Genomic DNA, 25,254 nt, shown 5'->3' with positions numbered 1-25,254 from the left:
AATTAAATTCGATCAACTAAAAAAAATAATAAACTACATTGTATTGCTATAATCATTACTATTTTAAAAATAAAAGACTTTTTTCTTGTTTTATGACGATAAATCTGCATTGACATAAGAGAACCAATTGTTCCACCAATCAAAGTCACAAAACAAAGTGCTAATTCAGATACACGTCTTTTACCAATAATTGAGTTTTTTTTATCTATTTTAAATAAAAAAAAAGAGAGAACGTTGATAAGGAGTAGAGTAAAAAATAAATATTTATCCATTCAGTGTGTGATTAAGTAGTAAAAATACTTATAATTAAGTAGATAAAAAATATTTTTTTAGAAATCTGTGTTGTTTATCTTTGTACTTCAAAATCATAAAAAATCTTCAAAAAAATAAATTGTAAAATTTTAATTATAAAATAATTATGCAAGATTTAAAAGGGAAAAATGCTTTAGTCACAGGAGGTAGTAGAGGTTTAGGAAAAGCTGTTGCTTTGGCATTGGCTAAAGAAGGTGTTAATGTAGCTGTGACAGGACGAAATACAAAGACATTAGAAGAAACTGTAGAAGAGATCAAAAGTTTTGGAGTAAAAGCGGATTATTCGATTTTTAATGTAGTCGAAAAAGTTGAAGTGAAAATGCAACTTGAACGATTAATTGAGAGTTTTGGAGCGTTTGATATTTTGATTAATAATGCCGGTATTGCGGCTTTCGGAAGTTTTTTGGAAATGCCAGAAAATGATTGGGAAGAGATTGTGCGTACGAATTTATTTGGACCATATTATGTTTCTAAAGCAGTAATTCCTTCGATGGTAGAGTTAGGAAGTGGTGATATTATCAATGTATCTTCAACAGCAGGATTAAAAGGAAACGCAGTAACTTCTGCTTATTCAGCTTCAAAAGCGGGATTGATAGGTTTATCAGAATCATTAATGTTTGAATTGAGAAAGAAAAACATTCGTGTTACGACTTTAACTCCAAGTACAATTGCATCTGAGATGTCAAAAGATGTGTTGAAAATCACAGATGGAAATCCAGAAAAAGTGCTTCAGCCTGAAGATTTTGCTCAATTAATTGTCGATTTATTAAAATTAGATAAACGCGCAATGCTGGCTTCAGCTTCTTTGTGGTCTACAAATCCTTAAAAATTGATTAATTAATCATATTTATAAAATCCAATTTCATTTAGAAATTGGATTTTTTTTGAAAAAATATTTTGAGGAATCATTTTTTATATTAACTTTGAATTACAAAGTACTTTTGATATGAGCACAAATAATCCTGTAGAAAGTTTAAACGAAATCAAATCAATGATGCAACGCACATCAAAATTCACAAGTATTAGTGGATGGAGTGGTGTTTGGGTTGGAGTAGTGGGAATGATTTCTGCTTTTATCGCTTATGTTTTAATTTTACAAGATGCACTTCAAGTAAATTATAGAGGAACATTGACACCTATTTTAATGAAAAATTTAGAAATTAAATTATTCATTTTAGGAATTATAACCTTAATGGTTGCATGTATTGGAGGTTTCTTTTTTATGACCAGAAAATCGACAAAAGATGGCGTTAAATTTATAAATCCAGTTACAAAACGAATATTGCGTAAATTTCTTTTTGTTTTAATCGTTGGAGGAATAGTAAGTTTGATTTTTATCAATAATTTTAGTTTTGCTTATGTAGCTCCAGCAACGCTTTTGTTTTACGGCTTAGCTTTGTATACGGTAGAACGTGACACAATTGTAGAAATAAAATATTTGGCAATGTGCGAAATCTTTTTAGGGTTATTGGCTTTCTATTTTATTTTCAATGGTTTATTGTTTTGGTTTATCGGTTTCGGGCTTTTACATCTAATTTTTGGGATTTGGATGGTGCGAAAATATGATTACAAAGCTTAAATTTGCAACATGGATTTTAATCTTAATAAATTAAACAAAGTCTTTGATAATCGTATTCGTGTGGGAATTATGAGTGCTTTGGTCATGAATGAAGAAATTTCTTTTAAGGATTTGAAAGACTTTTTAGATTTGACTGATGGTAACTTGGCTTCGCACTTAAAAAAACTAGAAGAAAACGATTATATTACTGTACACAAAGGATTTATAGGTCGAAAAACGAATACAACTTATTCGATAACAGCACTTGGAAAACAAGCTTTTCAGGAGCATTTGAACTATCTTGAAAAATTAATAAAGAATATAAAATAATTTTTTTTGCATTTAAACTTTGAAAAAAAAAGTACTTTTTAAAATAAATAATAAAATTCAAACTTATGGAAAACAATGATTTAGAAAATGAATATCAACCTGAAAATGAATCAGTTTATTCACAAAACAAAACAATGATAAAAGGATTTTTGGTATGCCTTTTAGTTTTAGGACTTTTAATTCCGATTCCGTTCATTTTAAATTTAATTGAAGAACGACAAGGAAACAAGGAAAAAGTAATTACCGAAATTTCAGATAAATGGAGTGGGAAACAGACGATTTATGGTCCTTTTATCGAGGTTACTTACATGGAAAATGTAAATGATGGACAAGGAAAAATTGTGAAGCAACAAGTGAAAAAGTATATTTCTGCTAATGATTTAAATATCAATGGAACGATTGATACGCAGTTAAAAAGTCGTAGTATTTATGAAGCAGTAGTTTACAATTCTAAGCTAAATATCAATTCGAAATTTAAAAATTATTCGGATATGCTTGCAGAAATGGAAGTAAACGCAGAAAATATAGTTTCGACTAAAATTGTTTTTGGTATTTCCGATTCTAAAGGATATGAGAACAAAGTAATTGTACAATCTAACGACAAAAATTATCCGCTGAATATGGATAATTCGACTAGTACAATTACTATTCAACCAGAAGTTAGAGTAGAAAATGGAGAATATCAGGAACAAGCGAGTGCCACTAAAAAAGTGATGCCTGTGCAAATGATGTCTCAAAAAATAGATCCTTCTACATTCGATTTTAATCAAGTTTCAATCAATTTGGTGATGAAAGGTTCGCAAATGTTGAATATCATTCCATCGGCGATTAATACAAAAGTTGATTTGACTACAAATTGGAAAGATTTGAAATATGATGGGAATTTTTTACCTAATTCTGATCCCGAAACAAAGAATGGAAAAACCAATGTAAAATGGTCTATTTATCAACAAAATCCTTTGCAAGGACAGATTTGGCAAGACGCTTCTAACTTTTCTGATTATAGTTTTGGCGTTAATTTCTTACAGATGAACGATCATTATGACAAAACATATCGTTCGACAAAATATGCGATTCTGTTCATTGGATTAACATTTGTGGCATTTTTCTTTATCGAAAGTCGAAATAATTTTAATATTCACTTGGTACAATATGCGTTAGTTGGATTTGCAATCTGTGTCAATTTTGTGTTATTGTTATCGTTGTCAGAATATTTAGGATTTGACATCGCTTACTTTATTTCATCTGGTGCAACTATTTTATTGATTACATTTTTCGTTAATTCTTTCCTAAAATCCTTTGGATTAACATTCAAAATTACATTAATGTTAATTTTATTATACACATTTATTTACAGTGTTTTACAACTCAAAGAACACGCGTTATTAGTAGGAAGTATAGGATTATTTATTATTGTTGCAATCCTAATGTACTATTCAAAAAACATCGAATGGAACAAAACAAAATAACATTTGCACACTTATTTTTTGGGATTTTTTCATCGGTCTTGTACTGATGGCAATTTCCTTTACAGATATTGTGGTTAAAAATAATGATACAATTTTCAGTTTTTCTATTTTTATTATAGAGTTAGTGATTTGCCTATTTGCAGTGTCATTTTATTTGAAAATTGATAAGATTTCGGAGTTGTTTTTAGGAGAAATTTTCTCTAATTCTGGACAAATATTTACTTGGACCAACATTACATGGCTTTGTATTTCAGTAGCTTTTGTTTTAGATGAAACAATTATTCGAGGATTTTATGATTTAAGTTTTTATTTGCCGCTTTTAGGTTATTTATTGTTTCTTTTAATTATAGTCAATTTTTTTGCAGCAATATTCTACACTAATTTTGATGATGAAGAAACGATAGGTTTTAATTATCTTAATTATTTTTCGATTTTTTTAGCGGTAGTTTTAATACTATTTTTTAGTTCGGTCATACTATTTTTCGCTGTTTTTGAGTATCCTTCAATATCAATCTGTTTTATGATGTTTAATATTTATCTCATAAATATTATTACAAAAATTTTAAAATTAAAAGCTTAAAAATTTTTGTTATGAATGTTTACTTTGAAACTATGAAGATAGATATTCAATATTTTCAGCCAAATGGAGAAAGTTATACACCAACGAATCGAATTATCACTTTAGATAAAATTTCAAATCAATTAAGATTTGATGATATCGATGATTAAAACATTCATAATATATAAAGTTTAAAATCTGATAAATATAAAAATTATTATTCAAATCTGTCAAATTTATAAATTAGCTGTGTGATTATCGAATAATTCTACTAAGTTTAAGGCTTGAAAATGCAATTGTAGTAATTTGCGAACCGTTTTTTAAAACAGATAGAATTATTAAATATATGAAAAGTAAAAAGTTAACCAATGTATTAACACTTGGATTTGCGTTGTTTGCGATGTTTTTTGGTGCAGGAAACCTTCTTTTACCTCCTTTGATAGGATTAGAAGTGGGCTCAAATTATTTCGTCGCGATGATTGCATTTGGGTTAACTGGTATTTTATTGCCATTTACTGGTATTTTATCTGTTGTTTTTTCGGGTGATAATTTTAATGATTTAGGGCATCGTGTGAACAAACATTTGGCGGCTATTTTAGGTACAATTATTATGATTTGTATCGGACCGTTAATTGCGATTCCTCGTACTGCCGCAACAACATTCGAAGTGGGATTAAAACCATTTTTTCCAACATTGGATCCGATGTGGGGATCGTTACTATTTTTTGCAGTAACACTTATTTTAGCGATTCGTCCCTCAAAAGTGGTAGACGTTATTGGAAATTATTTAACACCAGTATTATTGATTTTATTGACCTTATTAATAGTCATTGGAATTATATACCCAACCGCTGATTTCTTACCTTCAGACTTAACGATGATGCAATCTTTTTCGAAAGGTTTTATAGAAGGTTATCAAACATTAGACGTTTTGGCTTCTGTTATTTTTGCTGGAATTATTATTTCAGCAGCACGAGATAAAGGGTATATTGATACAAAAAGTAAATCTCAAATTGTAATTATATCAGGTTTATTGTCTACAACTTGTTTGTTATTTGTATATGGTGGATTGATTTATTTAGGTGCTACTTCTGGAATTACAAATCCAGAAATTTCTCGTGCAGAATTATTAATAGAAATCTCTCGAAATACATTAGGACAGTATGGGTTAATTGCAATTGCGTTATGTATGGCGTTTGCTTGTCTTACAACTTCAATCGCATTAACATCTGCGGTAGGTACATTTTTTGGACGTTTAACAAATGGAAAAGTAAGTTATACTGCTTTAGTGATTTTATGTACAGTAATATCGTTTGGTTTATCAATAAAAGGTGTAGACGAAATTATTAATTTTGCATATCCACCTTTGGCTTTCGTATATCCAATTACAATCACGTTAGTTATTTATATAGTGTTGTTTGGAAAAACAATTAAAAGCAAAACACCTTATATTTTTGCATTAATAGCGTCTACAATCATCGCAATTTTAGGATTATTGAAATTATTAGGAAAGTTAGATGAATCGACTATAGAAAATCTGAATAAAATTCCATTTTTCGAATACGATTTAGGTTGGATTGCACCTTCGATTATCGGTTTTGTAATAGGTTTATTAGTTGATAGATTAAGAAAATAAAAAATCCTCGGAAAATTATTCCGAGGATTTTAACCAATCAAAACTACTATAAAAACACTAATTGAATAATGATAATGTCTATCTTTTATTCTTTTACAAATTTCTTAAAGTTTTGACTTTAAATCTATTATTCTTAAATGATTTCTTTTATGTCTAGATAGAATTAATTTATAACTATTTATTTATGATGGTTATAGAGAATTTCAATCAGATGATTTAAGATAAGTTTATGAATTTTTCGTATTTTGAAAAATCAAATAAATAATCTAAAAAAATGATCGAAAATTGTTCGCGTTGTAACGAAACAATGGAGTGTAAGGTAGATGATATTTCGAATTGTGCTTGTACTACAATTGTTATAAAAGATGAAATAAAAGAGTTTTTGAAGAAAACGCATTACAAATGTTTGTGTAATTCTTGTATAGAAAAACTGAATTATTTTGTAGAATTAGATCAAGAATATCCACATCCAACAATGCCTTCGGAGTTTGTTCCTCATATACATTATTATATCGAAAACGGGTATTGGGTTTTTACAGAATTTTTCCATTATCAGAAAGGAAAATGTTGCCAAAATGGTTGCAGACATTGTGCTTATGGTTATAAGAAATAAAAAATGGTTCAACTTGCATTGAACCACTAACCAACCTAAAAATACTATAAAAAAACTCTATTTGATTAAGGATATTCTTCTTCAGAAAATCAACTTCATTATCCTTAACAACTATGAATAAATTATTTATAGTACAAAGGTAGGTAGATTTCTTAATTTGATAAATAAATTTACATTTATTTTTTTATACTCAAATAGATAGGATTTATATTAATGTTAAGAAAATATTAAATTTACCTATTTATGAATATTTGCTAAAAAATCAATACTATATTTCCGAATGTTGTAATTCTAAGAAAAATATTGCATTATTTTTTTTGAAATTTTTTCAGCAGTTGTTTTATCTCCAGTTTCTTCCAAAGTTGTGACATAATCGTCTAAGAAACTTTTGATTTCTTGTTGATTAGAACCTTCAAAATTAGCTAAATAATCTTCGAAATCGATATTACCTAAAACACGATCAAAGTAAGTTTTGGCTTCATCATATTTTTTTAAACTCACCAATAAAGGCGCAATACTATGACTAATATAGAACTCGTTTACAGCAGCTTGTTCAGTATTTTCTTCTTTTTTGAAATGTGCAGAATTTAAGTAACTATTATAAGCTTCCACAGCTTTTTCATTTTCACCTAAAACCTCATAACAACGTGCTTTAAAGAATTTAATTTCGTAAAATTCGTCTTCATTCAGTTTATTGAAAAATGTAATACTTTCTTTGGGATTTGAATAAAATTTTCGGTATCCAATAATAAAATCTTCTACAAATTCTGTATCCGTTTGTTCAATAGCGAAATTCAATAAGCTTTGAGATTGTTCTTCTGTTAATTGTCCAATAAAAGCTTCCCAATAATTCACCAAAGTATTGAAATCATACGCCAAATCTTCCACAAAAATTTGTGCAGCAATTCGTAGAAATTTATCACCCAATTGATCGATTATTTCATGGTCTTCATCAGAAAAATCAGTTGAATTATACAATAGATTTTCGATAATTTCTGACGCCTTATCTTCTGAATAATCATTATTTAATTGTTTCAAAGCATTGCTAACATTGAATTCCATTTGTGTAAATTTTAAATTAAAAATCAACACAAAGGTAACTGATTTACTGCAAAAAAAACTTGATAATTTCAAAAGTTAATCGTCAATTCTAATGAGAATTTAATGAATAGTTTTTTTGAGAAAGTAGAATTTTAGTTATCTTGTGGTAGTTTTTATTAGTTTATTTAAAATAAACGTTTTATGTTACGAATCTATTCGATAGTACTAATTATATGTGGTTTTTGTTTTACAAAAGCTCAAAATTTGAATGTTGGCGCTCAGTTTCCGATTAATAAAATTGAAAATATCAATCAATCTTCAAACTTTAAAATTATTGTATTTACGCCAAGTTTATACAAAACGAATCCGTATGCGAGCATGATGACAACTTCGCTGAATTATTATTTTGTGAAGAATTTGGCATTTTCGTCTCAAAATCCACCAAAAATTGATGTGATTTATATTGTAAATGAAGATAATAAATGGAGTAAAGAACCGCAGCAAACGTTTGCTTTTAATGAAACGACTAATCAAAATAAGTTGGATGGAACGAAGGTAATTTATGATGAAGTTGGAAAAATTTACAATGCAATAGGGTTGAAACCTTTTAAGCAAAATTCAATTTCGAGTATAATTCCAACGTCAAATTCTAACAATGTTTTAGTAGAAAGTTCGATTCTTTTTCTAGTGGATCAAAACAATAAAATTTTGATGCGAGATAATGATTATCGTGCGCAAGGCGAACATCTGAAACCTTTGGAAAGATTGATTAAAAGAACGTCTAAAATCGATAACATAGAAGTAAATATCACAGAAAATAAAACCTTGAAGGTTGGTGATAAAGCACCAGATTTTATTTTGAATGGACCGAATTATAAGACTAATTCGACAGATAAATTTTTGAATGATAAATCGACTTTTAAAGTTTTAACGTTTTATCCTGCGGCGTTTAGTGGACAAATTTTGCCTGATTTTACGTCAATTGATACGAAAGCAGCAATGACTTGTGCTGCTCAAATTCAATTAATCGATCATAATCCATTGTTACAAAATGTAAAAAATTACGCAGTTTCTAGTTCTACAAATCCGTTGTTAGAATTATGGAAATCAGCTTTGCGAACAAATAATATTACGTATTTGAATGATGAGAATTATGCAATTTCGTTGATGTATAATTCTTATAATCGTTTAGGTTACAATAATAGAGCAACTTATGTGATTGATAAAAATGGAATTATTGTGTATGCAAATCCAGATTTGACGTTTGAAGATGAAGCAAAATTTCCAACTATTTTAGAAAAAATCATTCTGAATAGTAAATAAATTATGAATCAAATTGTGTAATATCTTCAAATTTAGCCTCAATCAAATTTCTTAAATCTTCGGGGTTTAGAATAATTTGTAAACCTCTTTTTCCTGCACTAATACAAATCTGATCTTGCAAAACAGCCAGTTCTTCTATGTAAGTAGGAAATTGCTTTTTCATTCCGATAGGTGAGCAACCACCACGAATATAACCTGTAACATTCAGCAAATCTTTCAAAGGAAGCATTTCGCAGTTTTTATTACCAGAAATTTTCGCAAATTTTTTCATATCAAGATGTGTGTTTGCAGGAATTACGGCAACTAAAAATGGTTCTATATTTCCTTTCAAAACCAAAGTTTTATAAATTCCTTCCGGATTTACGTTCAATGAATTTGCAACATGCAAAGCATCAATATGTTCTTCATCAACTTCATATTCGCGCAATTCGTACGAAATATTGTGTGTGTCTAAAATTCGTACTACATTTGTTTTAGCAGTTTTATTGCTCATTCTATAATAATTTACACAAAGTTATTACGAAAAACTTTTATAAAGGTTTTTCTATAGAATTATTGTCTAAGATAATTTTTTGAACGAAAATTTCTATTCTCAAAACTATTCTTACCTTTGCATTATAAATGAAGTTTTTGCAACACATATTACGTTTACCGTTTTTTAGCACTTATTATCGTACAATATTTGCTCGGGTAGACTATGTGTATACTTCGTATTAATTTTGTACGTCAAAAATTTAATCATAATCTACAAGCCCGAGCAGTTTTGCTCGGGCTTTTTTTATTTAAAAAAAATCATGGAAAATTTAAAAAGTTTAAAGGAAAATGTAGCTATTTTTTTACCAGAAAATGGATTGGAAGAAAAATTAAAATTAGCTGAAAAAGAAAATCGACCATTACGAATCAAATTAGGTTTTGATCCTACCGCACCAGATTTACATCTTGGTCACGCCGTTGTATTGAAGAAATTGAAAGAATTTCAAGATTTGGGACATCAAATAGTTATTTTGGTTGGGAGTTTTACAGCTCAGATTGGAGATCCAACAGGAAAAAATAAAAGTCGTCAACCGCTGAATGCAGAACAAGTTCAGAACAATGCGGAAACCTACATTAATCAATTGTCAAAAATTATTGATGTGAATAAGGCTGAAATTGTGTTTAATTCAGACTGGTTAGATCATTTACCTTTTTCGGATATTATTCAGTTGTTGTCAAAAGTTACGGTTGCACAACTGATGCATCGAAATGATTTTAATAAACGCTTCACCGAAAATACGCCGATTGCAATGCATGAGTTGGTTTACCCGATTTTACAAGCATACGATTCTGTTCAGATAAGTGCTGATATCGAAATGGGAGGAACGGATCAATTATTTAATTGTACAATGGGACGACAATTGCAAGAAACCAATGGAGAAGCTGCTCAGATTGTAATGTGTATGCCACTTTTGAGAGGAACCGATGGAAAAGAAAAGATGAGTAAATCGTTGAATAATATTATTGGTTTGACGGATGAACCAAATGAAATGTTTGGGAAAACAATGTCTATTCCAGATGATTTATTAGAAGAATATATTGCGTTAGCAACGGATTTTTCTATTGAAGAAAAAATGAATTTGAATGAGCGATTAAAAACAGATAATCCAATGTTAATTAAGAAATTAGTTGCAAAAAATATTATTACACAATATCATTCTGAAAAAGAAGCTGAGCAAGCAGAAGAATTTTTTAATAATCAATTTCAGAAAAGAAATGATGATAATCGAGTTTTTGAAATAATTGAAATTGATTCATTCAATTTTGAAAATGATAAAATTACATTGTTAGATGTTTGTCATCAATTAAAGAAAGATTTGTCGAGAAATGCGATTAGACGTTTGATAGAAAGCGGCGCTGTACAAATTAATGGAGAAAAAAAAATGGATGCTTTTGATGATTTTGAATTAAAAACCGAAACTAAAATTAAAATAGGAAAACGAGATTTCTTCGAGTTGAAGTAATAGTGAAAAGATGATTTACTATTTAGTAAATCATCTTTTTTATCTCCTATTTTCTTAATCTTGAAAAATTTGATCAAAATTTTTATATTTCTTTTTTAAGCGTTGTTTCGCTTTTTTGACTGAATCAGCCGAAATTCCTAAGATTTGCGAAATTTCTAAATTGTTCAAGCCTAATTTTAACAAATAAATAGTTCTCAAATTAGATTCGGTTAAAGATGGAAAATTTTGAGAAAGATATTTTACAAAATCGTTTTGTTCATGAGCAAAAATATTTTTGAAATTTCCCCAACTTTCGTCTGTCATTAAATGCGAATCTAAGAGATTAACTAATTCATTATATTGTTTTTCTTTGTTTATGGTACTTGAATTGGAAATAGAATTGATTTCATTTTTTAATGTAACTATTTGTTTATTCTTTTCAGACAAATAAGTTTTATAAGATTCTAAAGTTTGAGCGGTTTTATTTAATTTATTTTCAGACTTAAGTTTTTCATTTTGAATAGATAATATTTTATTATCGTATGTAGAATTTTGTATTTTTATTTTTCGACGATAAGAAATTATTACAAATAAAATGATGATGATTAATAGAAAAGAAATAAGAAATAATGCATTTTTTAGGATGGTTGTTTTCTCTTGTTCTGCTTTTTCTGCTTCAAATTTAAAGTTGAAATTATCTTGTTGAATTTTCCAATTAATTTCATTAATCACATTTTGACCATCAGTTTTTTGTAACTCTAACTCCAATTCATCTAGTTTTCTTCGACTAATTAACTCCTCATTGGTGTTATTGTTTTTTACAGCAATTTCTAATAAGATTTTATAAATGTCATATTCAAAACTGTTCAAATAAATTTTCTGAGAAGCATATTCTTTTGCTTCATTCAAAATTATTTTAGCATCATCAATTCGATTTAATTGCAAGTACAATTTTCCCAATTGAATATTAGCGTACATTAAATTTCGAGCGTTTTTTAATTTTTTAGAAATTTTAATATCTTTTTTCAAATTATCAATCGCTAAATTGTACTGTTTGTTGAGAATATTTATAGAGGCAATATCACCTAAAGCTTTTGCATATCGAATTTCGTCCTTATTTTGAATTGCATATTCTTTTGTTAATTCGAAGTAATTATTTGCTATATTAATATTATTTTTATTCATAAAAACATGACCAATCGCATTCAGAATTGTTCCATATTCGTGGTCCTTTTTGTTGGTATATTTTAAAGCTAACAAAAGATATTTTTCACTTTTATCAAATTCTTTTACATTCATAAAGTAAAATGCATTCTTTTTGTAAACATCACTTTTAGAAAAAATATCCTCATCTTTTGTTAAGTCGAGAAGTTTTGATGCTTCCATAAAATATGGATAAGCATTTTGATATTGGCTAAAATTATAATAGTAATACCCATATTGTGTGTTCACCCAAATTTGTAATTCTGGTGAGTTAACATTTTTTGAAACTTTTAATGCAGACTCAAATAACGAATTACTTTTTTTGTTTAATTTATCGTTGGTTTGTGCATAAAGATTAGCTAAATAAACTTGATAAATTGATTTTAGACTTTTTGATAAAAAAGAAGTTGATGAGATATCTAATTTCTTGAAATTATTTTGCAATTGAATAGTATCTGTCACATTTTTATTCTGTTCGATGATTTTTTCAATAAGAATACGTTCATCATTTTTACTAATAGAACTAAATGATGATAAAAATAAAAAAGGAAAGAGTAGGAGCGTAAAAAAAATAGAAACTTTCAATATATTATTTTTTCAAATATAGACCGAAAAAATTGTAAATCTTAACAAAAAATTGAATTATTTTTATGTTTCACTTTATTTTCAAAATATTGATATTTAGATAAATATGAAATGTCCCCCCAGTTGTCCCCCTCTAAATTGAGTATTTATTTTTTTAATTATCTATTTTTGAATTAAGTATCTCGAAAGATTACTAATCTATCATCAAACTATTAATTAAAAATTTTAGACTCTTCAACTACTTAAACCTATTTATAAATCCAATTACAAAATTATCTCCTCCATAATGTATGTTATGGGGGAATTTTTTTTGAATTTTTTTCTTTGTAATTTAGTTTAATATTTTAATTAGAAAAGAACGGATGAGAAAAATAAACTACTCAGTGTTGGATTTGGCTTATGTAAGAGAAGGAGATACATTAAATCAAACGTTCAAAAACACGTTAGATAACGCAAAATTTGTAGACGAAATAGGGTATAGCCGTTATTGGTTATCTGAACATCATAATATGCAGAATGTAGCGAGCGCGGCAACTTCTTTATTAATAGGCTATGTAGCAAATGGAACTTCAAGAATTAAAGTTGGTTCGGGAGGAATAATGCTACCTAATCATACTGCTTTATCAGTTGCAGAACAATTTGGGACTTTGGATGCGCTTTATCCAAATCGTATCGATTTAGGTTTAGGTCGTGCACCAGGAACTGATCAATTAACAGCTTCTATTTTGCGTAGAGGAGATAATTTTATGAATTACGATTTTGAAGCTGAAATCAAAAATCTACAAAACTATTTTAGTTTAGATAATAAAGAAAGTAAAGTGCGTGCGATTCCTGGAGAAGGTGCAAATGTGCCGATTTATATTTTGGGATCAAGTACAGATTCTGCTTTTTTGGCGGCTAAATTAGGTTTGCCTTATACATTTGCGGGGCATTTTGCGCCACAACAATTTTATAATGCGGTAGAGATTTATCGTTCTCAATTTCAACCTTCAGAATTTTTGCAAGAACCTTATACGATAGCTTGTGTCAATGTAATTGCGGCGAATACAGACGAAGAAGCGCATTATTTATCGATGTCGATGTACCAAGGATTTTTGAATATTATTACCGATAAACGCCAACCAATTGTTCCACCCGAAAAAACACAGTTAGAATTAGCTTCGCCTGAGCAAAAATATATGCTAAAAGGAATGACAGCTTTGTCTTTTATTGGAAGTAAAGGTGCTCTGGCGCAGAGTTTAGATGAATTTATTTTTGAATCTAAAATTGATGAAATTATGGTTTCGACGAATGTTTTTGATCAAAAAGCAAAACGAAAATCGTATCAAATTGTAAGTGAATTATTTCGTTAAATGAAATCAAAGAAATCAATCTCAAAGTTCAAGTATTATTCAATGTTTGTTGATCAATTCAAAGATCAATTGACGATTGTTTTGATGCTAAATCTTGTTTTATTTTTTATTGCAAACCATTGGAGTTATCTTGTTCCTGAAGAATTTTTGTTTGTAAGTCACAAAGATATTTTTGGCTTATTTAGAGAACAATTTGTGCTGAATGAATTTTTTGAGGTGTTGGCTTATACTTTTTTGGGCGCTTTTTTTATCCATTTCGGAACATATAAAATGAATAAAATTTGGATTTTTAGGCTTAATGCGTTGCTTTTAGTAATTGTTTCTACTTATTTTTGGACAATTCCTTCGTTGCAAAGTGCTGAGATTGTTTTACAAAAAGGTCATCCTTATTTTATTGCTGCGATTATTGGTCAAATTCTTTTGTATTTGATTGTCGGAATCGAATTTTTAGGTTCAATCAAAAATAAAAGAAAACAACCCAAAATCAATCATTCTTAGTTATATTTGCCAAAACTTAATTTTTACAAAAATCAAACTATGTACTCATTTGATAAATTTCACGAATTAATTGCCGAAACAATTGATAAAAATCCATTTTCTAAAAATCCAGAAGAATTATACGAACCGATGGATTACATTTTGAATATTGGTGGTAAAAGAATTCGTCCAATTTTGACTTTATTGGGAACTGATTTGTTTGATGGTGAAGTTGAAAAAGCATTGAAACCTTCGTTAGCGATTGAGTTTTTTCATAATTTTTCGTTGATGCACGATGATATTATGGATAATGCTTCATTAAGAAGAAGTAAACCAACAGTTCACGAAAAATTTGGATTAAATACAGCGATTCTTTCTGGTGATGCAATGTTGGTAAAAGCGTATCAATATTTAGAAGATTTAGAACCAGAATTATTTAAAAGTTCGACAAAATTATTTTCTAAAACTGCTTTAGAAGTCTGTGAAGGACAACAATTGGACGTGAATTATGAAACAAAATTGAATGTTTCGTACGATGATTACATCAATATGATTTCTTTAAAAACGAGTGTTTTACTTGGTTGTGCTTTGAAATTAGGTGCAATGATTGGAAACGCTTCGGAAGAGGATTCGGATAAATTGTACCAATATGGTTTGAATTTAGGAATCGCGTATCAATTGAAAGATGATTATTTGGATGTTTTTGGTAGCCTTGAACATTTAGGTAAAAAACATGCTGGAGATATTTTCGAGAATAAGAAAACGATTCTTTACATTTCTGCTTTAGAAGCGGCAAATGAAGAAGAAAAAGAGGAATTATTATATTGGTATAGTTCAAATACAGATAATATCGATAAAGTATATGCGGTAGAAAAATTATTCAGAAAACTGAATGTTAACCGTAAACTTTCTACATTAATTAGAGAATATACAAATAAAGCGCACAGCTATTTGGATCAAATTGATGTTCCAGAAGAACGTAAATCTTATTTGAGAGAATTAAGCGAAGTTTTAATTGATCGACAAGGATAAAAAATGCAATTTCGAACGTCTTTTCAAATTCAATCTTCTGATTTTAAACTCAATCATCAACACAAAATATTGACGATAGGTTCTTGTTTTTCAGATGAAATTGGAAAGCGTTTGACCGATTTAAAGTTTGACGGATTAATTAATCCATTTGGAGTGATTTTTAATTCACATTCCATTCAAAATTTAATAGAAAGAAGCATTCATAAAAAATATTTTACAATAACTGATGTACATCAAAACGGAGAAGAATTTTTCTGTTTCGATGTACATTCGTCGTTTAATGCGTTGACGAAAGAAGCTGTTTTAGAGGAATTAAATTCAACAATCAATCAGGTTCATGATTACATTCATTCTTGTGATGTGTTGATGATTACATTGGGAACATCGTGGATTTATGAATGGAAAACTTCAAATCAAATTGTCGCGAATTGTCATAAAGTTGAGGCAAAACAATTTGAAAAAAGATTATTAACAACAGAAGATAATCTAAAATCGTTGGAATTGATTGTTTCAGATTTGAAGAAAATTAATCCAACTATTCGCATCATTACAACAGTTAGTCCTGTTCGTCATACAAAAGATGGAATGATCGAAAATAATGTAAGTAAAGCTAGATTGTTGGATGCTTTATATCAATTAAGTCTTCAAAATAATCAAGTTGAATATTTCCCGTCATATGAATTAGTTTTGGATGATTTGAGAGATTATCGTTTTTTCAAAGAAGATTTGATTCATCCATCGAAACAAGCCGTTGATTACATTTGGGAAAAGTTTTCAGAAACGTATTTCGAGCAATCAACGCAAACAATTATTCAAAAAATAAACAAAGTTATTTCAGCAATTAATCACCGTCCTTTTAATGAAGAATCAGAAAATCATCAACAATTTTTAATAAAAACGATTGCATTGATGAATGAACTAGAAAAAGGAAATCAACTTGATTTTTCTGCTGAAAAAGAACTTTTGAAATCAAAAATAAAACATGTTAATTGATACACATACACATCTATATTCGGAGCAATTTGAGAATGATATAGATGAAGTAATTGCGCGAGCAAAGCAAAATGGAGTAGAGCGATTTTATTTACCAGCAATTGATAGAAGTTACACGGATAGAATGTTGGCATTAGAAAGTCAACATCAAGATTCGATGTTTGCGATGATGGGTTTGCATCCGTGTTCGGTTCATCCAGATACAATAAAGGAGGAGTTGGCACATGTGCGCGAATGGATTGATAAACGTCCATTTAAGGCGATTGGCGAAATTGGAATCGATTTGTATTGGGAAAAAGAATTTTTACAAACGCAACAAGATGCTTTCAAAACGCAAATTGAATGGGCAAAAGAAAAGAATTTACCAATTGTGATTCATTGCCGTGATGCTTTCAACGAAGTTTTTGAAGTATTAGAAGAAGTGAAAGATGAAAAATTATTCGGAATTTTTCATTGCTTTTCTGGAACAAAAGAAGATGCACAACGCGCAATTGATTTCAATCTGAAATTAGGAATTGGTGGAGTTGTAACCTTCAAAAATGGTAAAATAGATCAATTTTTAGGTGATTTTGATATCAAACATATCGTTCTCGAAACAGATTCACCTTATTTAGCTCCAGTTCCGTTTCGTGGAAAACGAAATGAAAGTAGTTATTTGACACATGTTTGCGATAAGTTGGTCGATATTTACCATCTAACACCAGCTGAAATTGCAGCAATTACAACAAAAAATGCGTTTGACATTTTCGAACGTTAGGATAAATCAGAATAGAAAAATTATATTTGCAAAAGAAAACCTTTGACAAGATGAAATACAAAAGAATATTACTTAAATTGAGTGGTGAAGCATTAATGGGAGATTTACAATATGGTATTGATCCAAATATGCTGAAACAATATGCGCAACAAATTAGAGAAGTTGCAGAACTTGGTTGCGAAGTGGCAATCGTAATCGGAGGTGGTAATATTTTTAGAGGTGTACAAGGTGTTGCTTCTGGTATGGATCGTGTACAAGGAGATTATATGGGAATGTTAGCAACTGTGATTAACAGTATGGCATTACAAGGAGCTTTGGAAGATGCTGGCGTTAATACGCGTTTACAAACGGCTATTCGTATGGAGCAAATCGCAGAACCATTTATCAAAAGAAGAGCTACGCGTCATCTAGAAAAAGGTCGTGTCGTAATTTTTGGTGCAGGAACAGGAAATCCATATTTTACAACAGATACAGCAGCCGTTTTGAGAGCAATTGAAACGCAAGCTGATGTTATTTTGAAAGGAACTCGTGTTGATGGAATTTATACTGCAGATCCAGAAAAAGATCCAACAGCAGAGAAATTCGAAACAATTTCTTATCAAGAAGTTTACGATAAAAACTTAAAAGTAATGGATATGACTGCTTTTACTTTGAGTGAAGAAAATAATTTACCTATTATTGTATTTGATATGAATACTGATGGTAACTTGAAAAAATTAATTTTAGGAGATAACGTAGGTACTCTAGTAACAAATAAATAAATCCCGAAATGGAAGAATTAGATATTATTTTAGAAACGGCTAAGGAACAAATGCAAGGTACTGTAAGTCACTTAGAGGTAGCATTTGACAAATTAAGAGCAGGTAAAGCAACTCCTGCAATGTTAAGTTCTGTTCGTGTTGATTACTACGGAAGTTTATCTCCGTTAACTCAAATTGCAAATGTAAATACACCAGATGCAATGACATTGAGTATTCAACCGTACGAAAGAAATTTAATTGGTGAAATCGAAAAAGCAATTATTAATGCTAATTTAGGTTTTGCACCTTCTAACAATGGAGATTCTATTATCATTAGTATTCCTCCAGTAACGGAAGAACGTCGTAAAGAGTTAGTTAAGATGGCAAAAGCTGAAATGGAAAACGCTAAAGTTTCTCTTCGTAATGCTCGTCAAGATGCTAACAAAGCTCTTAAAGGTGTAAAAGAAGCTTCTGAAGACATGGTGAAAGATTACGAAACACGTGTACAAGGATTAACAGATAAGTTTTCTAAGAAATTAGAAGAAGCTTTAACGAAAAAAGAAGCTGAAATCATGAAAGTTTAATCTTTCTTGAAAAAAAAATATTTTAAGGCAGCGTTTCGCTGCTTTTTTTATTTATTTGCATAATCAATTTCAAACGATGAAGAATTATATATTCCTGCTAAATTTCTGTATCTCAATTGCCACATTTGCTCAAATTAAAGTAAGAGTATTCGATGCTCAAGACGAATTTCGTTTAACAGGTGCCAATGTTTACAGTGATACCAAACAATTCCTAGGTCAAACAGACGAATTAGGAGAATTGGATATCAATGATTCTGTTCATTTTATTGATGTAATCAAAAACGGATATTTCTCGGAAAGTATTCAGACTGACGGTAAAAAGTTGGTCGAAATTATGATGAAACCTTCTTTCATTAGTTTGGATGAGGTTAGTTTTACGACAAATGATTCCGTTGGTCGTAATTTGATTATCAAAGCAATTCGCAATCAGTCCAAAAATACAATCAGAAATGGCGGAAATATTTTCCTAAAATCATACACAAAATTCTGGAGTACAGTAAATAACGATTCAATTCCGTTTATCATTCAACCTCAAAATCACAAAGATTCTGTCAATAATCAATGGAAAAAATTGTTAGACAATAGTCATTTATTTTTGGGAGAACGTGCAATGGATCACAAAGTTTCGAAGCGTTTTGGACTAAAAAATATCGTTCAATCTTCTCGTATTTCTGGAATGCGTTCGCCTTTGTACGAATATTTGGCGATGCAACCAATTGCGTTCAATTTTGATCAAGATAAAATCAATTTTTTCTTCAAAGGAATTATTAATCCAGTAAGTCGCGAAGGTCTTTCGCATTACCGTTATGGTTTCAAAGAAGATATTTTTATTGATGGACGAAAAACGGCTGTTATTAGCTTTTTTCCATCAATCAAAACAGATAAAAGACAAATTAAAGGAACACTTTGGATTGATGATAGAACGTATGCTTTAATCAAAATTGAAGCAGAAAATACGATTTCAAATTATGTTGCCGAATTAGAAGCAGATTGGAAATTGAATAATGGAACTTGGATTCCAAATCAACAAAAATATCGCATGGAAGCTGGTAATTTCAAGATTACAGAGAAACTAGCTGATGATGATTTTATTGATAAAAAAGAAAAAATTTGGATTAATCTCGAAACAACTTTCAAGGATATTCAGAATCCAGCTCATTTCAAACGCAACGAATTTTTAGGTTACGAAGACGAAATTTCTTTTCAAAATATGAACGAAAAGAAATGGGACAATGTGATGGAAGATTATCGTGATTCGTCATTATCGAACAAAGAGCGAAATACATACACGACAATTGATAGTATTGGCGATAAATATAAGTTAGAACGTCAAATGAAATTGACGCGAATCATCAATTCTGGTGGAAAATTATCGTTAGGAAAAGTTGATTTAGATTTAACAAAAATCTTAGCGTTTAACGATTACGAAGGTTTTAGACTTGGTGCCGCGTTTAATACAAATGAAAATTGGAGCGATAAATATTCGTTGAATGCGTATTCAGCTTATGGTTTCAAAGATGAAACATTCAAGTTTGGATTTGGTGGAGATTATTATGTAAATAAGCCTTATTCAGGTCGAATTTTTGCAAAATACTCGCAAGATGTTTCGGCTTCTGGGAAAACGCCAATTTTATTACAATCGAATTATACACGTCTAATTTCTGGAGCTTTTAGTAATATTTATAATCACGAATATTTTTCGTATAAACATTATTCTTTTGGATATGAGCAAGATATTTTCAAGAATGTAACCTTCAATATTTCGGCAAATTATGAAAAACAACAAGCAGAATTTGATTATTCTTTCCTGAATAATATAGGTTGGTACGATTTGTATAATACGCAATTAGCGATCCGTTTTGCACCAAAAGACAAGTTTATCCGCACGCCTTACGGAAAAGTGACGGTGAATAGCGGGAAATCTGTTTTCTATGCAATGTTGACGAAATATTGGGATATTTTCAATTCTGATTATGATCCACTTCGTTTCAATATTTCTTATTTTGATGTGTTCGATACGCGAGTTGGTAAAACAAATTTCAATGTAAATGCGGGTTGGGTTGAAGGAAAAATGCCGTTGATGAACTTGTTCGAAGGACAAGGAAACGCAAAACGCAATGATTTTGCAAACTTTGGAGTAGGAGGTTTAACAAATTTCGAAACAATGCGTCCTGGAGAATTTTATTCGGATCGATTTGTATCCTTTCAATTGAAACATATTTTTGCTGGCGTTAAAGTTGGAAACAAAATTATTTTCCCACAATTCGTTTACCGTGGAGTTTTAGGTGATATGAAAGATAAAACAGATCATCAAAATTTAGATTTCAAAACATTGAATCATTATTACCACGAAACAGGAGTTGAAGTAAATAATTTAATTTTCAAAACATTTGGATTGGGAGCATTTTACCGTTTAGGTGCTTATTCAGAAGAAAAATTCCAAGATAATTTCTATTTAAAATTAACTGTAAATTTGAATTTTTTGTAGGTATTTAGATTTTGTCATTCTGGACTCGTTTCAGAATCGTATATATTGATTTAAATTTATGAATAAAGAGTTTGAACTTAAAAAATATAGAGATTTAGTACTTGCGACTTTAGATTATTATATTGTTCATCTTGCGTTTAATAATGAAATGAAAGATGAATTTATTCGTTTAAAAATTCAAACAACACATTATGAAATTGATATTTTTGAATCATATTTCAAAAGAATTAAAAAATTAGTTGAAAAAGGTTTTATCAAAACAGAGAGTCAATTCCATGAATTAAAAAATTATGTAGATTATTTAATTCAAAATAATAATTCTGATAAAGTTCTTATTCAAAGAATAAATGAAATTCTTTTGCGTTTTGAATCTAAGAATTAGAGTAATTTCACTTCAAAAAATGAACTAAAATCAAAAATCCTTTACATTTTCATTGAAATTGTAAAGGATTTTTAGGTTGCTTGAAAAATATTGGCAAAAATTATGCCTATAATTTTTATAACTTTAAATAATAACTAAATTTGTAAGGATAAATTAAAAAAATATGCAATCGTACGGAATTAAAGCCTTATTAGAAAAAGGCAAGGATTTGTTGCTACAGGAAGTAGTTGTAAATGGATGGGTAAGATCGTTCAGAAGTAATCGTTTCATCGCGTTGAATGACGGTTCTACAATTAATAATATTCAAGTAGTAGTAGATTTCGAAAATTTTGACGAATCAATTATAAAACAAATTTCTACAGCAGCTTCTTTACAAGTAAAAGGAGAAGTGGTAGAAAGTGAAGGAGCTGGTCAAGAGATTGAAATTGTTGCGAAAGAAATCAAAATTTTAGGAACTGCGCCATCTGATGATTTAAAAGGAACAATTTTACAACCAAAACAACACAGTTTAGAGATTTTGCGTGAGCAAGCACATTTACGTTTCAGAACAAATGTTTTTGCTGCAACTATGCGTGTTCGTAACGCGTTAATGTTCGGGATTCACAAGTATTTCAACGAAAATGGATTCGTTTACATCAACACGCCAATTATTACAGGATCTGATGCTGAAGGAGCAGGAGAGATGTTTCATATCACAAACTTGGATATGGAAAACTTACCTAAAAATGAAGAAGGTAAAGTAGATTATACACAAGATTTCTTTGGTAAATCGACTAACTTAACGGTTTCTGGACAGTTAGAAGGAGAAACTGCAGCAATGGGATTAGGAAAAATTTATACATTTGGACCTACTTTCCGCGCAGAAAACTCGAATACTTCTCGTCACTTAGCTGAATTCTGGATGATTGAGCCAGAAGTTGCGTTTTTCCGTTTAGATCAAAATATGGATTTGGCTGAAGATTTCATGAAATCTGTTATCACTTATGCAATGGAAACGTGTAAAGATGATTTGAAATTCTTAGCTGAACGTTTTGACAAAGAACAAAAACAAAAACCAGAAGCTGAACGTTCTGAATTAGGATTAATAGAGCGTTTAGAATATGTTTTAAATAACAAATTCATTCGTTTAACTTATACAGAAGCAATTGATATTTTAAAAGAATCTAAACCAAATAAAAAAGGTAAATTCAAATATCCAATCGAAGGTTGGGGAGCAGATTTACAATCTGAACATGAACGTTATTTAGTTGAAAAACACTTCAAAACACCAGTTATTTTATTTGATTATCCAGCAGAAATCAAAGCATTCTACATGCGTATGAATGACGATGGAAAAACAGTTCGCGCAATGGACGTTTTATTCCCTGGAATCGGAGAAATTATCGGAGGCTCTGAGCGTGAAGAACGTTTAGAAGTTTTAGACGAAAAAATGGAAAAATTCGGAATCGATAAAGAAGAATTATGGTGGTACCGTGATACAAGACGTTTCGGTTCTGTGCCACATTCTGGTTTCGGTTTAGGTTTAGAACGTTTGGTATTATTCGTTACTGGAATGGGTAACATTCGTGACGTGATTCCTTTCCCTAGAACACCGAATAACGCTGAATTTTAATCAAAATATTTTTACGGATTTATGCTTAAAAATTGTAACTTTAAGCTAAATCCGTTTTTTTATATAAGCCAAAACCCAAAATATGTTAAAGCAGGAATTAAATTTAAAATTACAACAAAAACTATCGCCACAACAAATCCAATTAATGAAGTTGGTTCAACTTCCTACGGTTGCTTTTGAACAACGCGTAAAGGAAGAGTTGGAAGAAAACCCTGCTTTGGATGATCAATCTTCTGAATATGACGAAGATTACGGAGGAGAGCAGGAAGAATGGGATAATCAGAGTGATGACTTTGGCGACGAACAAGTGATTGATACAAGTGACATCAATATTGATGATTATTTGAGCGATGATGACATCCCAAATTATAAAACGTATACGAATAATTATAGTGATGATGACGAAGATAAATCTGTTCCTTACGCACAAGGAGAGAGTTTTATCGAGTTTTTGACATCACAATTATATACGAATCGATTAACTTCGGAACAATTTCAAATTGCTGAATTTATTTTAGGAAATATTGACGATGATGGTTATATGCGTCGTGATATTAAATCGTTGGTAGACGATTTAGCATTCTCGCAAAATATTTACACTTCGCCAGAAGAGGTCGAAAATTTGTTGATTAATTATATTCAACGAATGGATCCAGTTGGAGTAGGTGCGCGAGATTTGCAAGAATGTTTATTGATTCAATTAGAAAATAAAAATCAAACAGAAGCAGTAGAATTAGCCGAAAAATTAATTTCAGAATCGTTTGATGCATTTACGAAAAAACATTATTCGAAATTGATGGCAAAATATGATGCAGATGATGATGAATTGCGTGATGCAATTTCGGAGATTGAACGTTTGAATCCAAAACCAGGAAAATCATTTTCGAGTAGTAGTAAAATTGTAGAGCAAATAACGCCAGATTTTACAATTCATATCAACGATGGTGATTTAGAATTGTCGTTAAATGGACGTAATGTACCTGAATTGAAAATTTCGAGTGCGTTTGCAGAAATGTTAGATACATACAAAAAAACCGAAAATAAATCGAATCAACAGAAAGAAGCTGTAATGTTTGTCAAACAAAAGTTAGATTCTGCGAAATGGTTTATTGATGCGGTTCAGCAGCGTCGTAATACGCTTTTGTATACGATGGAAGCGATTATGAAATTTCAAAAAGAATATTTCTTAACAGGAGATGAAACGAAAATCAAACCGATGATTTTGAAAGATATTTCGGATCGAATTGGAATGGACATTTCGACAGTTTCTCGTGTTGCGAATTCAAAATATGTCACAACGCCTTATGGTACATTTTTGATAAAGGATTTGTTCTCAGAATCGTTGACAAATGATGATGGTGAAGAAGTTTCGACACGCGAAATCAAGCGAATTTTACAAGATGTAATTGCAGATGAAGACAAGCGTAAACCTTTGACAGATGAAAAATTAACCGAAATTTTAAAAGAAAAAGGTTATCCAATTGCTCGTCGTACAATTGCAAAATATCGTGAACAACTAAATATTCCGGTTGCAAGATTGAGAAAAGAAATCTAAAATTTTTAGAAATATAATCAATAAAAAAAGAGCTTTTTATAAAGCTCTTTTTTTATTTTTACCCCAAGTTGTCATCCATTCAAAATAATCTTCTTTGTATGAATTATCATTCAATTGAGTAATAATTTTTTGTTGTTTTTCTTTGTTCAAATCATCATCAATTACAGAAAAGTTTAAGAAAATATCTTTACCGATTAATTTAGAAAAGAAATTTTCATTCTTTAATTCTTCCAACACTTCGATGCATTTTTCGTTAATTTTATTCTGAAATTGATAAAACCAATCTTCGTCATCGTCGTGTTCATCAACTATTTGTTTGCACATTTGATTGATTTCTTGAAAAGAATTTTCAGCTCCTAAATAATCATATTTCCATTCAGAAGGCTCGTATTTGTAGTAACAAAAATCGTCTTCATCCGATACTTTTTCCAAATGTTCGATAGAATTTGCCGAAGGATGAATAGCTATTTTCGTGTCGTTATTGCACAAGGCAAAAGCGTAAAGGTCTTGGGAAGGATTTTCGTTATAAATTTTCAAAAAGGCTTGTTTGGTTGATTGCACTAATTTGTTTTTTAATACATTAAAATCCATTCATTTATATTTTTTTAATCAGTTATAATTATTTTTTGAAATGTAGTAAAATTCTTTAAATATTAAATCATTGTTAATTTATTTTT

General features: G+C 29.8%; 25 protein-coding genes. 20 read left to right on the top strand and 5 right to left on the bottom strand.

Features of this window, described 5'->3' with window-relative positions:
- Window positions 1-2: 2 nt before the first annotated feature.
- Complete coding sequence (locus tag N5E64_RS05365) at window positions 3-272, bottom strand: DUF1294 domain-containing protein (RefSeq protein ID WP_125349280.1); 270 nt, start codon at window positions 270-272, stop codon at window positions 3-5.
- Between the two features lie 146 nt (window positions 273-418).
- Between N5E64_RS05365 and N5E64_RS05360 the strand changes: the two genes are divergently transcribed.
- The 7 genes from N5E64_RS05360 (at window position 419) to N5E64_RS05330 (ending at window position 6,477) form a co-directional block, all read left to right on the top strand.
- Window positions 419-1,138: a 3-ketoacyl-ACP reductase gene (locus tag N5E64_RS05360; protein ID WP_038331245.1), complete on the top strand. Its 720-nt coding sequence runs from the start codon at window positions 419-421 to the stop codon at window positions 1,136-1,138.
- 120 nt (window positions 1,139-1,258) lie between these two features.
- On the top strand, window positions 1,259-1,891 hold the full coding sequence (locus N5E64_RS05355) for a hypothetical protein (RefSeq protein ID WP_280036168.1): 633 nt from the start codon (window positions 1,259-1,261) through the stop codon (window positions 1,889-1,891).
- A 9-nt stretch (window positions 1,892-1,900) separates the two neighbouring features.
- The gene (locus tag N5E64_RS05350; RefSeq protein ID WP_280036166.1) at window positions 1,901-2,200 is read left to right on the top strand and encodes a transcriptional regulator; all 300 of its coding nucleotides are present in this window, start codon (window positions 1,901-1,903) and stop codon (window positions 2,198-2,200) included.
- 65 nt (window positions 2,201-2,265) lie between these two features.
- The gene (creD, locus tag N5E64_RS05345; protein ID WP_280036165.1) at window positions 2,266-3,669 is read left to right on the top strand and encodes a cell envelope integrity protein CreD; all 1,404 of its coding nucleotides are present in this window, start codon (window positions 2,266-2,268) and stop codon (window positions 3,667-3,669) included.
- Window positions 3,670-3,739: 70 nt separating this feature from the next.
- Window positions 3,740-4,249, top strand: a complete 510-nt coding sequence (locus N5E64_RS05340) for a hypothetical protein (RefSeq protein ID WP_280036163.1) — start codon at window positions 3,740-3,742, stop codon at window positions 4,247-4,249.
- A 325-nt stretch (window positions 4,250-4,574) separates the two neighbouring features.
- The gene (gene brnQ, locus N5E64_RS05335; protein WP_038331255.1) at window positions 4,575-5,864 is read left to right on the top strand and encodes a branched-chain amino acid transport system II carrier protein; all 1,290 of its coding nucleotides are present in this window, start codon (window positions 4,575-4,577) and stop codon (window positions 5,862-5,864) included.
- Between the two features lie 274 nt (window positions 5,865-6,138).
- On the top strand, window positions 6,139-6,477 hold the full coding sequence (locus N5E64_RS05330) for a cysteine-rich CWC family protein (RefSeq protein ID WP_038331257.1): 339 nt from the start codon (window positions 6,139-6,141) through the stop codon (window positions 6,475-6,477).
- Between the two features lie 291 nt (window positions 6,478-6,768).
- Here N5E64_RS05330 and N5E64_RS05325 read toward each other — a convergent pair whose 3' ends face one another.
- Window positions 6,769-7,539 carry a hypothetical protein gene (locus N5E64_RS05325; protein WP_125349286.1) on the bottom strand — a complete coding sequence of 257 codons (771 nt, stop codon included), beginning with the start codon at window positions 7,537-7,539 and terminating at the stop codon, window positions 6,769-6,771.
- A gap of 180 nt (window positions 7,540-7,719) precedes the next feature.
- On the opposite strand from N5E64_RS05325, the gene N5E64_RS05320 reads away from it, so the two are divergent.
- Window positions 7,720-8,841: a redoxin domain-containing protein gene (locus tag N5E64_RS05320; RefSeq protein ID WP_038331384.1), complete on the top strand. Its 1,122-nt coding sequence runs from the start codon at window positions 7,720-7,722 to the stop codon at window positions 8,839-8,841.
- A 1-nt stretch (window position 8,842) separates the two neighbouring features.
- Here the strand turns inward: N5E64_RS05320 and ybaK are convergent, their stop codons facing one another.
- Window positions 8,843-9,334, bottom strand: coding sequence for a Cys-tRNA(Pro) deacylase (ybaK, locus tag N5E64_RS05315; protein WP_125349287.1), 492 nt, complete (start codon window positions 9,332-9,334; stop codon window positions 8,843-8,845).
- A gap of 301 nt (window positions 9,335-9,635) precedes the next feature.
- Here ybaK and tyrS point away from each other — a divergent pair, with 301 nt between their 5' ends.
- Window positions 9,636-10,838, top strand: a complete 1,203-nt coding sequence (tyrS, locus tag N5E64_RS05310) for a tyrosine--tRNA ligase (RefSeq protein ID WP_280036159.1) — start codon at window positions 9,636-9,638, stop codon at window positions 10,836-10,838.
- Window positions 10,839-10,892: 54 nt separating this feature from the next.
- Here tyrS and N5E64_RS05305 read toward each other — a convergent pair whose 3' ends face one another.
- A complete protein-coding gene (locus tag N5E64_RS05305; RefSeq protein WP_280036157.1) occupies window positions 10,893-12,605 on the bottom strand; it encodes a tetratricopeptide repeat protein in 1,713 nt (570 codons plus the stop codon).
- 362 nt (window positions 12,606-12,967) lie between these two features.
- On the opposite strand from N5E64_RS05305, the gene N5E64_RS05300 reads away from it, so the two are divergent.
- From N5E64_RS05300 to rpoN, 11 genes are all read left to right on the top strand, one after another.
- A complete protein-coding gene (locus tag N5E64_RS05300; RefSeq protein ID WP_280036155.1) occupies window positions 12,968-13,957 on the top strand; it encodes an LLM class flavin-dependent oxidoreductase in 990 nt (329 codons plus the stop codon).
- Window positions 13,958-14,455 carry a hypothetical protein gene (locus N5E64_RS05295; RefSeq protein WP_280036153.1) on the top strand — a complete coding sequence of 166 codons (498 nt, stop codon included), beginning with the start codon at window positions 13,958-13,960 and terminating at the stop codon, window positions 14,453-14,455.
- Between the two features lie 39 nt (window positions 14,456-14,494).
- Window positions 14,495-15,466, top strand: coding sequence for a polyprenyl synthetase family protein (locus tag N5E64_RS05290; protein ID WP_280036151.1), 972 nt, complete (start codon window positions 14,495-14,497; stop codon window positions 15,464-15,466).
- A gap of 3 nt (window positions 15,467-15,469) precedes the next feature.
- A complete protein-coding gene (locus tag N5E64_RS05285; RefSeq protein WP_280036150.1) occupies window positions 15,470-16,459 on the top strand; it encodes a GSCFA domain-containing protein in 990 nt (329 codons plus the stop codon).
- A complete protein-coding gene (locus N5E64_RS05280; RefSeq protein ID WP_280036149.1) occupies window positions 16,449-17,216 on the top strand; it encodes a TatD family hydrolase in 768 nt (255 codons plus the stop codon). Before N5E64_RS05285 ends, N5E64_RS05280 begins: the two co-directional genes overlap by 11 nt.
- A gap of 50 nt (window positions 17,217-17,266) precedes the next feature.
- Window positions 17,267-17,977 (top strand): UMP kinase, encoded by a 711-nt coding sequence (pyrH, locus tag N5E64_RS05275; RefSeq protein ID WP_115000992.1) that lies wholly within the window; start codon window positions 17,267-17,269, stop codon window positions 17,975-17,977.
- A gap of 8 nt (window positions 17,978-17,985) precedes the next feature.
- Window positions 17,986-18,540, top strand: a complete 555-nt coding sequence (gene frr, locus N5E64_RS05270; protein ID WP_280036147.1) for a ribosome recycling factor — start codon at window positions 17,986-17,988, stop codon at window positions 18,538-18,540.
- A gap of 76 nt (window positions 18,541-18,616) precedes the next feature.
- Window positions 18,617-21,028, top strand: a complete 2,412-nt coding sequence (locus N5E64_RS05265; RefSeq protein WP_280036146.1) for a DUF5686 family protein — start codon at window positions 18,617-18,619, stop codon at window positions 21,026-21,028.
- Between the two features lie 58 nt (window positions 21,029-21,086).
- Window positions 21,087-21,410 carry a hypothetical protein gene (locus N5E64_RS05260; protein ID WP_280036145.1) on the top strand — a complete coding sequence of 108 codons (324 nt, stop codon included), beginning with the start codon at window positions 21,087-21,089 and terminating at the stop codon, window positions 21,408-21,410.
- A 163-nt stretch (window positions 21,411-21,573) separates the two neighbouring features.
- Complete coding sequence (asnS, locus tag N5E64_RS05255) at window positions 21,574-23,022, top strand: asparagine--tRNA ligase (protein WP_219034349.1); 1,449 nt, start codon at window positions 21,574-21,576, stop codon at window positions 23,020-23,022.
- Between the two features lie 82 nt (window positions 23,023-23,104).
- The gene (gene rpoN, locus N5E64_RS05250) at window positions 23,105-24,577 is read left to right on the top strand and encodes an RNA polymerase factor sigma-54 (protein WP_280036142.1); all 1,473 of its coding nucleotides are present in this window, start codon (window positions 23,105-23,107) and stop codon (window positions 24,575-24,577) included.
- A 36-nt stretch (window positions 24,578-24,613) separates the two neighbouring features.
- Here the strand turns inward: rpoN and N5E64_RS05245 are convergent, their stop codons facing one another.
- A complete protein-coding gene (locus N5E64_RS05245) occupies window positions 24,614-25,168 on the bottom strand; it encodes a DUF4303 domain-containing protein (RefSeq protein ID WP_219034351.1) in 555 nt (184 codons plus the stop codon).
- Between the last annotated feature and the right edge of the window lie 86 nt (window positions 25,169-25,254).

This window comes from Empedobacter sp. GD03739 (assembly GCF_029843245.1).
Taxonomy (GTDB): Bacteria; Bacteroidota; Bacteroidia; order Flavobacteriales; family Weeksellaceae; genus Empedobacter; species Empedobacter falsenii_B.
This window is presented reverse-complemented; position numbering and strand designations above follow the sequence as displayed.